Source organism: Arthrobacter sp. efr-133-R2A-63, from assembly GCF_030209795.1.
In the GTDB taxonomy this organism is placed as follows: Bacteria; Actinomycetota; Actinomycetes; order Actinomycetales; family Micrococcaceae; genus Arthrobacter; species Arthrobacter bambusae_A.
The window spans coordinates 1-9,938 of record NZ_JARVRG010000028.1 but is presented as its reverse complement, the minus strand read 5'-3'; the positions used below and the strand labels follow the sequence as shown (position 1 = coordinate 9,938).

12 protein-coding genes are annotated in these 9,938 nt (G+C 64.8%); 4 read left to right on the top strand and 8 right to left on the bottom strand.

Features of this window, described 5'->3' with window-relative positions; all coding sequences use genetic code 11:
* Positions 1-90: 90 nt before the first annotated feature.
* Both QRN45_RS15820 and QRN45_RS15815 read right to left on the bottom strand, forming a co-directional pair.
* Positions 91-549 carry an Lrp/AsnC family transcriptional regulator gene (locus QRN45_RS15820; RefSeq protein WP_078107285.1) on the bottom strand — a complete coding sequence of 153 codons (459 nt, stop codon included), beginning with the start codon at positions 547-549 and terminating at the stop codon, positions 91-93.
* Positions 550-970: 421 nt separating this feature from the next.
* A complete protein-coding gene (locus tag QRN45_RS15815; protein ID WP_264637082.1) occupies positions 971-1,180 on the bottom strand; it encodes a hypothetical protein in 210 nt (69 codons plus the stop codon).
* 117 nt (positions 1,181-1,297) lie between these two features.
* Here QRN45_RS15815 and gluQRS point away from each other — a divergent pair, with 117 nt between their 5' ends.
* From gluQRS to QRN45_RS15795, 4 genes are all read left to right on the top strand, one after another.
* Positions 1,298-2,206, top strand: a complete 909-nt coding sequence (gluQRS, locus tag QRN45_RS15810) for a tRNA glutamyl-Q(34) synthetase GluQRS (protein WP_284763928.1) — start codon at positions 1,298-1,300, stop codon at positions 2,204-2,206.
* Positions 2,207-3,220, top strand: a complete 1,014-nt coding sequence (locus tag QRN45_RS15805) for an NADP-dependent oxidoreductase (RefSeq protein WP_264637080.1) — start codon at positions 2,207-2,209, stop codon at positions 3,218-3,220. It abuts the gene before it with no gap.
* A 67-nt stretch (positions 3,221-3,287) separates the two neighbouring features.
* Complete coding sequence (locus QRN45_RS15800) at positions 3,288-4,415, top strand: serine hydrolase domain-containing protein (protein ID WP_241710313.1); 1,128 nt, start codon at positions 3,288-3,290, stop codon at positions 4,413-4,415.
* Between the two features lie 8 nt (positions 4,416-4,423).
* Positions 4,424-4,957: a phosphohydrolase gene (locus tag QRN45_RS15795; protein ID WP_241710314.1), complete on the top strand. Its 534-nt coding sequence runs from the start codon at positions 4,424-4,426 to the stop codon at positions 4,955-4,957.
* Positions 4,958-4,984: 27 nt separating this feature from the next.
* Here QRN45_RS15795 and QRN45_RS15790 read toward each other — a convergent pair whose 3' ends face one another.
* From QRN45_RS15790 to QRN45_RS15765, 6 genes are all read right to left on the bottom strand, one after another.
* On the bottom strand, positions 4,985-5,527 hold the full coding sequence (locus QRN45_RS15790) for a DUF1003 domain-containing protein (RefSeq protein WP_264637079.1): 543 nt from the start codon (positions 5,525-5,527) through the stop codon (positions 4,985-4,987).
* 182 nt (positions 5,528-5,709) lie between these two features.
* Positions 5,710-5,859 (bottom strand): lmo0937 family membrane protein, encoded by a 150-nt coding sequence (locus QRN45_RS15785; RefSeq protein ID WP_139359636.1) that lies wholly within the window; start codon positions 5,857-5,859, stop codon positions 5,710-5,712.
* A 171-nt stretch (positions 5,860-6,030) separates the two neighbouring features.
* Positions 6,031-7,242, bottom strand: coding sequence for a type II toxin-antitoxin system HipA family toxin (locus tag QRN45_RS15780; RefSeq protein WP_241710316.1), 1,212 nt, complete (start codon positions 7,240-7,242; stop codon positions 6,031-6,033).
* A complete protein-coding gene (locus QRN45_RS15775; RefSeq protein WP_241710317.1) occupies positions 7,239-7,472 on the bottom strand; it encodes a helix-turn-helix transcriptional regulator in 234 nt (77 codons plus the stop codon). The genes QRN45_RS15780 and QRN45_RS15775 overlap by 4 nt, the downstream gene beginning before the upstream one ends.
* A 276-nt stretch (positions 7,473-7,748) precedes the next feature.
* On the bottom strand, positions 7,749-8,408 hold the full coding sequence (locus QRN45_RS15770) for a transmembrane-type terpene cyclase (RefSeq protein ID WP_264637078.1): 660 nt from the start codon (positions 8,406-8,408) through the stop codon (positions 7,749-7,751).
* Between the two features lie 80 nt (positions 8,409-8,488).
* Positions 8,489-9,811 carry an ATP-binding protein gene (locus QRN45_RS15765; RefSeq protein ID WP_078107294.1) on the bottom strand — a complete coding sequence of 441 codons (1,323 nt, stop codon included), beginning with the start codon at positions 9,809-9,811 and terminating at the stop codon, positions 8,489-8,491.
* Positions 9,812-9,938 lie beyond the last annotated feature (127 nt).

Here is a 9,938-nt window from a genome sequence, read left to right as displayed (position 1 = left end):
AGGTCCGCAACGGCATCCCCTGGTTCATCCCGCCACCCCACACCGACCCGCAGCGAAACCCCGAAGAAACCACTCCTTCCAAATATGAGCTCACGCACCCAGCAGTCCCGTCGTGCGGTATGGAATCACCTCGCGCAGGAACATGCTGGTGGACGTGCGCACGATTCCGGGGCACAGCCTGATCTCTTCGGAGACCCGGTATAGATCGTCGGGGCTCGTGGCGACCACGCGGATGATGAGGTCGGTGTCCCCTGCTGGCGCATGGCATTCAAGCACTTCCGGGATGTCGCGGAGGGCAGCGATCGCCTCGTTCAGCCGGCTCTGATCCAACTCTGCACTCACCGCCGCCGCAACGCCGCGGCCCAGCGCCGAGGGCAGCACCCGGCTGCTGTTCGGACGCAAAGCGCCCGACGCCGACATGCGCTCAAGGCGCGACTGGACGGTCCCGCGCGCCAAGCCCAAGCGCTGGGCGAGGACCATGATCGGCACCCGGGGGTCGTCGTCGAGCGCGGCAAGAATCCGCTTGTCCGTTGAATCCAGTTCCTGCATCGCTGCCGCTTTCTGCCTGGTTGCCGGGAGTTCGGTTGGTCAGAATGTCCAGCCGAAGCTATTCTCCCGCACCCGCCGAACCAACTCCGGCAAAGTGATCATCTCCTGTCCATCTATTGTCAAGAAAATGGTCAGATTGACCAGTAGTGATTGAGTCCGTTGCGCCAGTTGTAATGTTCCTGTTCAAATAGTGGCAACGAAGGGGAAGGCTACCGCCGGACCCCACAGGCTACGGATCCTCCGGTACACCACCCGGCCACCCGAAACACCGTCCCGCAAAGACGCAGCCGCTGATTGACTCTTGTTCACGCATCGTCTTTCCGCACCCCGCTGGCCCAGCGCTGGCACCACCATAAGAGCCCCTGAGCCACCGAACGCGTTGCGGTAGCTGAGGGGCTCTTGTGCTGCCCGGGTTGTGCTCTCAAAGAGGCTGAATCAACACCGCGATAAAGTCGTATTCATCTTGGGAGGCGGCGGTCCATTCGACCTCCACCAGATCGCCTGCATTGAGGGACCTGTATCCGCCTGATTGCTCGATGACCGAGAAATGTCCGAAGCATTTCTTCCCGTCGGGAAGAATAAGTTCACCCCAGCCTTCTTCGGCCTTCCAAAAGGAAGCCGTCGCCTTCATTCGAGGTGAGCTCAACGGGTGTCCTCCCTTTGGCAACTAACGGTACGCAATTCTCCCAGTCTCCCGCACCCTCGCCGGAATCCTGCAGGCATGCCCGGCGACGCATAGTCTTGTGCCATGACTTCCACTGGCCGCTTCGCCCCGAGCCCCTCCGGCGAGCTCCACGTGGGCAATCTGCGCACTGCCATGCTCGCGTGGCTCTTCGCGCGTTCCACGGGCCGGAGCTTCCTGCTGCGCGTCGAAGACCTCGACCGCGCGCGGGCCGGCGCCGAGGAAGTCCAGCTCCGGGATCTTGAAGCTGTCGGCGTGACATGGGACGGCGCCGTCGTTCGCCAGACGGACCGGGCCGGGCTGTACAACGACGCGATCGAGCAGCTCGCTGACGCCGGACTAACGTATGAGTGCTTCTGCACGCGGCGCGAAATCCAGGATGCGCCGTCCGCCCCGCACGCGCCGCAAGGCGCCTACCCTGGCACGTGTAGGAACCTTTCGACGGCGGAGCTCGAGATCCGCCGGGCCTCCCGCCCGGCCGCCATCCGGCTCCGCTCCGAAACGCATGAATGGACGGTGGAAGACAAGCTGCACGGATCCTACACAGGCGTCGTGGACGACTTTGTGCTCCGGCGGAATGACGGCGTCACTGCCTACAATCTGGCCGTGGTGGTGGATGACGCGGAGCAAGGCGTGGACCAAGTGGTCCGCGGGGACGACCTCCTGTCCTCCACACCCCGCCAGGCCTATTTGGCCTCCTTGTTGGGCGTACCCGTTCCGGAATATGCCCACGTCCCCCTGGTACTGAATCGCGACGGCGCCCGGCTGGCCAAGCGCGACGGTGCGGTGACGCTCGGCGAGCTCGCCGCCGTCGGGCTGCCTGCCGGGGAGGTGCGGGACGTGATCCTGGAATCCCTCGGCTTGCCGGGAGGGCCCCTTGGTGAGGCCTTGGGTAGATTTGATCCGGCCCGATTGCCACGCGGGCCATGGATATGGACTGGCATTCAGCAATCGACCCTCCGGAAAGGGGCCTAAGTGCTCGCCTATGTGCTGACCCGCTACGGCGGTGCCGACGCAATGGAGCTGCAGGACGTCCCCAGGCCGATTGCCGGTCCGGGCGAGGTCCTGGTCAGGGTGTTTGCCGCCGGGCTCAACCCCGTGGACTACAAACAGCGCGAAGGTGCAGTCCGGGTGATCACCAGGCCCAGGCTGCCTTTGGTGGCCGGAAGCGAACTGGCCGGGATCGTGGAAGCTGTGGGACCCGGCGTCACCCGCTTTTCCACAGGAGACCGGGTGTTTGCGCGCGTGGACAAGACCCTGCTGGGAGCCTTTGCCGAGCACGCTGCAGTCCACGAGGATCTTGTGGCGCTCATGCCCCGGTCGCTCAGCTACACGGAGGCCGCGAGCCTTCCCTTGGCCGGCCTCACCGCGTTGCAGGCCTTGCGCGACGAGCTCAAGGTCAAGCCCGGGACCAAGCTGTTCATCTCCGGAGGCGCGGGCGGAGTCGGAACCCTTGCCATCCAGCTGGCCAAATACTTTGGTGCCGAGGTGACCACCACTGCGTCCCCGCGCGGAGAAGCGTTGGTGCGGCGGCTCGGGGCGGACGCCGTCGTCGACTACACGAAGGAAAACCTGGGCGAAGTGCTCAGTGGCTTCGACGCTGCGCTGGACCTCGTGGGTGGCGAGACGCTGGGCCAGACGCTCAAGATCCTCAAGCCGGGCGCGAAAGTGGTCAGCATCGCCGGGATGCCCGAACCGCAGACGGCATTGAAGGACCTTGCGGCCCCGGCCTGGATGACCGTGTTGTTCTGGGCGGTCAGCCTCGGAATCCGGAGGCGTGCCCGTGAGGCCAACGTCCGGTACCGCTACCTTTTCATGCACCCCAGCGGCGAGGACCTGAAGTTCTTGGCACGCCTTGTATCCGAGGGGAAACTGCAACCCGTGGTGGACAGCAGCTATCCGCTCGAAAAGATCGCCGATGCTTTCGCCACCCTGGAGCAGGGACGCGCCAAGGGCAAGATCGTGGTGACCATGGACACTCGCGGCTAGGCCCACTCTGCCGGGTCCCTGGCCGAACGTAGCGAGGTTAGGGGGCAGAAGGGATTAGGCTGTCCGGGTGGATGCACAGACGATTGCCCCTGGATTCGAACCGGTAGCCGAACTCTTTGGCCGTTTCCTCAACGAGGACCCGGAATATTCAGCCCAGCTCGCGGCCTACCACCGCGGCGTCAAGGTGTTGGACATCAGCGGCGGCCCGCACCGCCGACCGGATTCCGTCACCGGTGTCTTCTCATGCTCGAAGGGAGTAGCCGGGCTGGTCATCGCGCTGCTGGTCCAGGACGGCTTCCTGGACCTCGACGCCGAGGTGGTCAAGTACTGGCCGGAATTCGGCGCCGAAGGAAAGGCCGCGATTACCGTGGCCCAGCTGCTCTCCCACCAGGCCGGACTTCTGGGAGTCGAAGGCGGACTCGCCCTCGCGGAATACAACAACTCGGAGCTGGCCGCCGCCAAACTCGCTCAAATGCGGCCGCTGTGGAAGCCCGGGACAGCCTTCGGGTACCACGCCCTGACCATCGGTGTCTTCATGGAGGAGCTCTGCCGCAGGATCACAGGGTCCACCCTCCAGGAAATCTACGAACAGCGGATCCGCTCAGTCACCGGCGCCCATTTCTTCCTGGGACTTCCGGAGTCCGAGGAGCGCCGCTACGCCACCCTTCGTTGGGCCACAGACCCCTCCCAGCCGTGGATTGATCCCGCCAGCCACCTTGGCCTTTCGGTAAACTCATCGGTCGGGGAGATCCTCGACCTGCCCAACATCCGCGAGGTCCGCGCAGCCGGCCTGAGTTCCGCCGCCGGGGTCGCCAGCGCCGAAGGCATGGCCCGCGTTTACGCTGCGGCACTCACGGGACTGGCCGCCGACGGCGACCGACCCGCCGTCGCGCCCCTCCTCAGCGAGGGGACCATCCAGGCCGTCTCGGCCGAGCAGGTCTTCGGCGTCGACCGCGTTTTCGGCGAGACCAGCTGCTTTGGCACCGTGTTCATGAAATCGCATGCCCGCTCGCCGTACGGCAGCTACCGGGCGTTCGGGCACGACGGCGCCAGCGCCTCTTTGGGGTTCGCCGACCCTGTGTACGAACTCGCCTTCGGATACGTGCCGCAGCAGGCCGAGCCAGGGGGAGCCGGATGCCGCAACCTCGAACTGAGCGCCGCCGTGCGGAAAGCGGTCACCGAACTGGCTCAGTAGGATGAAGCATGACCGAACCGAGATTCACCGTTGAAACAGCCATGGTCCTTGCCGAAGTGGCGCACAATCGCCAGAAGGACAAGCTGAAGCGGCCCTATCGCGAGCACGTGCTCGCAGTAGGGGATGCGCTCGCCGATTTCGATGACGACATCCGGATCGCAGGCTACCTGCACGACATCGCCAAGGACACGCCCATTACCAAGCAGGCGTTGCTCGACATGGGTGTTTCAGAGCGTGCCGTGGCCATCATCGAACGCGTAACGCGCCGTTTCCAGGACGACTCTGACAACGACGAAGCCGTCATGCTGCACATCGCGCAGGACCATGACGCCACCCTCGTCAAGATCGCATGCAACGCCCACAACTCCGTGCCGGAGCGGGTGCGGGCGCTCGCCGAGAAATGGCCGGACAAGGCGCCCACCACGCGCTACGCAGACGCCCGGCAAGTGCTCTACAAGGCGGTCCCACGGGGCGAAATCCACTTGGTCCTGCAGCGCATCAACCCGGATCTGCTCTCCGAGATGGACCGGCTGGCGGACTAGCAGTTCGGCCCGGCAGGTCCCGCCGGCCTACGGTTTGGCCGGGTCATCCAGACCCGGGTTGGTGGCGGCAGCAGCCTTCCGGGTAATGGATGCCGTGACTTCCGCCAGGACCCGCTGGTGGATCTCGGCGGTGAGCTCGTGGATCGCACGGGTCAGGTCGGTGTTCTCCTCGAGCAGGTGCTCCTGGGCGTTGTAGTCATGGTCCGCCTTCACCTGCTGGAAGGCCGCTTGGCGGTTCTGTCCGATCATGACGAAGGTCGAGAGGAAGATCGCTTCGAGCGAGACGATCAGCGTCAACGTCGGCCACGGACTCTGCTCGAACACGAGCATCCACACAGCGAAGAGCAATATATGCAGGTAGACGAAGTTCATCGATCCGGCGAAGGCCGTGATTGCATCCGCTACTCGAAGCTGAATGCTTGCCGCCCGGCGCTCGGCCTCTGCCAGGACCGATGGGTGAAGCTTTTCCCGCTCGCTTTGAGAGAGCAATCGTGTGGGTCTCAGATAGGAGCGCGGATGCGGAAGAGCGCCTTTGGTGGGTGTCGATTGCTTTCCGGCCTGCTGTGCCATACGTTCAATCCCTTGGGTCGCGGCGAGCCCATCTCGCCTCTGAGAGCGAGCCTAGCGTTGCCATGCGCGCGAACCTAGGATCCAACGCTCGTGCAAGATGAGCCGAGTCGGGGCAGGGCAGGGTAGTGCCGGGGCAAGGGGTGCCCTGTCCCGGCGCCCGCGTGGTGGAAGGCGGTTCGTGCTTATACGCGGGATGATCTTCCACGAAGGAAGTGGAAGATCAGGACGATCACGGCAATAACCAAGAGCAGGTGAATGAACCCGCCGCCGATGTTGCCGATAAAGCCGAGAAGCCAGAGGACCGCGATAATGATGGCTATCCAAAGCAACATAAGAGTCTCCCTTTTGTGTACAAATGGAACTGCTGATTCTGCGCCCCACAGCTCTGCGACCTGCGCAGATACCGCGTGGTGCCCTCACCTTATGTCAGGATCGGGTCCCTGTTAACGGGTAAGCAATAAGCGATAGCAGGGTTCCGGTTTGGGAGCCCGAAGCAGGGAAAACTACCCGCTCATCAACCTTCGCCGATGCTTGAGCTCCTTGACCCAGTCCCTCGTCTGCACCGGCCCGAATGGCAAGGTGCCGGCATCGAGCTCTGCGATGAGCGGCCCCGAAGCCTTGAGTGCGAGTTCCAGAACCCCCTCCGCCGCGCGCTCGGTCAGCCCGAGCTTCCCGGCCCAGGCAAGGAAGTGCTTCCGGGAGATTCCGCTCTTCTTGCCGCCGATTCCCAGCGCGAGGGTCTTGTCCCCGTAGACCACTGTGGAGGGGATGTCGTAAACCGGCGCGATGGTGTACTCGCCCTGCGGCGACTGCACCCCTGCCTGCGACTGCACCATCGACACGTTCTTCGCGTGGAGGTCGCCGTTGCCGCTGAGCCAGGCGAACGCGAGCTGGATAGCCAGGTTCCGCAAGGCCGGAAGGGGCGCGGAACAGTGGGCCGCCAACGCCGCGCAAACCTCGCCGAACGGAACGCTGTACTTGTCCGCGGGATAGAGTCCCAGCACTTGGGCCCCGTCCTCGACGGCGAGACGTACCGCGGCGCCGTCGGCTCCGGTGAGGCGATCGAAACGCTCCACGAGAAGCCCGGCCCGCCCACCGACGTCGTGCACCAATTGCACGCTGCTCACCGGGATCCGCAGCTTGCGCGCATAACGGAACATGAGGAACTCGTTTTCCACGACAAACGGGAACTCCGGCGCATTGAGTTTGAGGATGAAGCGCTTGCCCGCTTGCGCCACCGGGAGTGAGATCATCCCGGCCGACAACTTGTCCTGCACACCCGCCAGAGCCACGGGATCGATCAGTCCCGAATCGCCCAGCAGCGCATCGAAGTCGAGCGGCAGCTTCGAATCGAGGACGACGGCGGAGCCTCCCTCCGTGGGCGGCTCACCGTGGGGGACGGTCTGGACATCTCCCACCGCATCGCCGCCCGCGCCCATGAGGAGCGCGAGCTCGTCGTCGGCGCTGGCCTTGACCGCGCGGCGCAGGGAATTCAGGCGGCGGCCTTCCGGGAGGAGGCCCGTGAAGTAGGGCGGAACCGCGCCGCTCGGTGTGAACACTGCTTCTTTCGTCAGCGGGAGCGTCGTGGCGACAGCCGGCCCGCCCGAGTCGAGGTACCGCGGCAAGTAGCTGAACTTGGTGCCGCCTTCATGCCGCTCGATGCGCGCGGCCAGGACGCCCTGCTTGTAGACGTCGGCGATGCGGTGGAAGGTCATGACAGCTTGGATTGCTTGCCCGCGGCTTGCACCGTGAGCTCAAGGCCTAGCGTGCCGAGGACCGCGAGGAGTGGTTCCAATTGGACGGTGGTCTTCCCCTGCTCCACAAAGCGGATGAATCGTTCCGAGACTCCTGCGAGGTCCGCGAGGTCGGACTGGCTCAGGCTGAGGGAACCGCGGCGGGCACGGACCGTGGTGCCCAGGGACTCGGTGAATTCCTTGGGGGACATGTCCATCCTTCAGGGTCTTTTGCGGGCATGCGCGTTGTGCGTCTCCGGCACGTTCGTGCCGGTTTCACCATTTTCCGCCTACCTGGGAGGTGAATCAAGGGTTCGCCGCCGGGAATCGGCACGTTCGTGCCGGTCTCTTTCTAAGCGGCCGGGTGTGCCCTCAGCTTTTCGAGCGCCGCTTCCCGACGTGCGGCGCGTGGCGGTGCGATTCAGCTCCAGGGGATCGCGCCCGCCCATGCGCGACAATGCATGGCGCAATGGATACATGGACATGGTTCAGGGTACCGCCGGGAGGCCCCCTGGGTCCCGGGTCCTGGTGAGGGCTCCCGGGTTCCTTTTGGCCCACAACAGCAGCCCGATGTAGGTCAGGTCGAAAATGCTGCACAGGCCGCCAACGCCCAGGATGAACAGTGAATTCTCAAGCACCCCGAAGGTGATGGTGGGCGCCAGGGTCCCGATCCATTTCGCCACTGCGATCACCATGGATTGGCCCCGCACGCCGCGCCGGGCCGCGAACATGGCGATGAAAAGCCCGGACATCAGGAGGTTCTGCAGGAAAGCCGCGTACCGGGAGGCCGGATCCCAATCGAACTCGGCGATGAAAAGCCACTGCACGGCGAACGACGCCAGGCCCAGCAGAACCGCCCATCCGATGAACAGAGGCCGTGTGACAAATCCGGGAAGCTCCCGCCGGCCAAACGCGAAGAATGTGTACACAATCGCGATGTCGGCCAATGCCCAGGCAATGTTGATGACGCCCTGCACGGAGAGTCTCGTGCTGAGCGAATGCACGGAGTAGATGACCTCCCACGCGAAGTTCAGACCCAGTGCCGCTGCCGGGATGGCGTACGTCCTGTCGCGGAACCCGATCCGGATCGCGCAAATGTAGACCGTCGTCCAGGCGACGCCGCTCAGGATGGTCAGAAACAGGTTCACGGTTCCTCCTTCTTCCAACGCGGGGTCACTTAGCGCCCATCCGGGGCCCCGACATGGGCCGTAAGTGACCCCGCCTTGCTCTAAACCCGGCCCAGTGCGTCGATGTCCTCGAGGAAGTCTTGGTGGACTTCGTCGCTGACGGTGGTGCGGGTGTCGGCGATGGCGTCGAGGTAGTCCTGGGTGACCGGCCCCTTGCGGGCGTTCGACGCCGGTGCGGCGCCTTCGGTAGGTGACGCGCCGGGAGCGCCGGCTGTGTAGACGGCCTTTTCCAACGCGCGCTGGGAGGCGCTGCGTGCCGCGTACTCAATGTCCGCGGGGGAGAAACCCTCCGTCCGTGACACCAGCAGCGCCACGTCCACGGAGTCCACCACGCTGGCGGGGATGAAGCGCTGCCACATGGCCTCGCGGGCGTGGACGTCGGGCAGGCCGATGGGGATGACGTAGTCGAAGCGGCCGTGGCGCAGGAAGGCAGTGTCCAGGGCGCGGATGAAGTTCGTCGCGCACACCAGCAGGCGGCCGGGCTGTTCGCGGAAGGCCGGGATGATCTTGAGGAGCTCGTTGGTGACGCCCTGCAGCGGGGACGGCGGCTCGCCGGAGCGCTGGGACGCGATCTCCTCGACCTCGTCGATGAAGACGACCGCGTGCTCCAGTTCGGCGATTTCCAGGAACGTCTCGCGCAGCGCCCCGGCCAGTCCCTTGGGATCGGAGGCCAGACGGGAGGGGAAGACCTCCACGAAGGGCCACTCGAGCCGGGACGCTATGGCCTTGGCGAACGTGGTCTTGCCGGTCCCGGGCGGGCCGAAGAGCACGACGGCGCGCGGCGGCACCACACCGTATTGATCGGCGAGGTCGGCTTCGGCCAGGGGCAGGACCAGGCGGCGTTCAAGGAGTTCCTTTTCGCGGCGCATGCCGGCGACGTTTTCCCAGAGGTCCCGGGCCAGGATGCGGCCGCCGAGTTGGCTCAACGGTTCGAGTTCCTGGCGCTGGACCGGGATGGTCCGTTCAAAATAGTGCAGGTTTTGCTTGAGTAGGAAGCCGCGGCCCAGGAACGCCTCGACACGGGTTTCGGACTCGGGCATGAGTGCCGAGAGCTTGTTGAGCCCGTGCGGGGTCATCCGGTTCTCGACGGCGGCCAGCAGCGAGGTGCCGATCCCGCGGCCGCGGAACTCGGGCAGCGTGGCCAGGAAAACGATCCAGCCCTGGTCATGGGCCGCACGTCCGACGGCGGCACCCACCACCTGCTCTCCCTGCACTGCCACCACGGCGTGGTCCTTCTCGCACGACGCGAGGACCTCGGAGAGTGCATAGACAGGGTCCACGTTGTCCGCTTTGAGCGACTCCCACAGGTGCAGGATGCCGTCCATGTCAGACGAGTGGAAGTCCCTGATGCGCCAATTGCTCATGCCCTGCTCCTTGGTGGATCGCCATCGATTGCCTGGTGTTGAGCATAGGCGAACCGGTGGTGGAGAGGGGTTGGTCAAGTCCCGTGGAGTGGTGTAACGGTTGATCCTTCGCTTAGGCGCTGAGGGC

What these genes read in the sequence shown, in the direction of transcription:
- QRN45_RS15820 (WP_078107285.1), bottom strand. Translation starts at nt 549, where the DNA reads ATGCAGGAACTGGATTCAACGGACAAGCGGATTCTTGCCGCGCTCGAC.
- QRN45_RS15795 (WP_241710314.1), top strand. Translation starts at nt 4,424, where the DNA reads ATGACCGAACCGAGATTCACCGTTGAAACAGCCATGGTCCTTGCCGAA.
- QRN45_RS15780 (WP_241710316.1), bottom strand. Translation starts at nt 7,242, where the DNA reads ATGACCTTCCACCGCATCGCCGACGTCTACAAGCAGGGCGTCCTGGCC.
- gluQRS (WP_284763928.1), top strand. Translation starts at nt 1,298, where the DNA reads ATGACTTCCACTGGCCGCTTCGCCCCGAGCCCCTCCGGCGAGCTCCAC.
- QRN45_RS15775 (WP_241710317.1), bottom strand. Translation starts at nt 7,472, where the DNA reads ATGTCCCCCAAGGAATTCACCGAGTCCCTGGGCACCACGGTCCGTGCC.
- QRN45_RS15790 (WP_264637079.1), bottom strand. Translation starts at nt 5,527, where the DNA reads ATGGCACAGCAGGCCGGAAAGCAATCGACACCCACCAAAGGCGCTCTT.
- QRN45_RS15815 (WP_264637082.1), bottom strand. Translation starts at nt 1,180, where the DNA reads ATGAAGGCGACGGCTTCCTTTTGGAAGGCCGAAGAAGGCTGGGGTGAA.
- QRN45_RS15785 (WP_139359636.1), bottom strand. Translation starts at nt 5,859, where the DNA reads ATGTTGCTTTGGATAGCCATCATTATCGCGGTCCTCTGGCTTCTCGGC.
- QRN45_RS15765 (WP_078107294.1), bottom strand. Translation starts at nt 9,811, where the DNA reads ATGAGCAATTGGCGCATCAGGGACTTCCACTCGTCTGACATGGACGGC.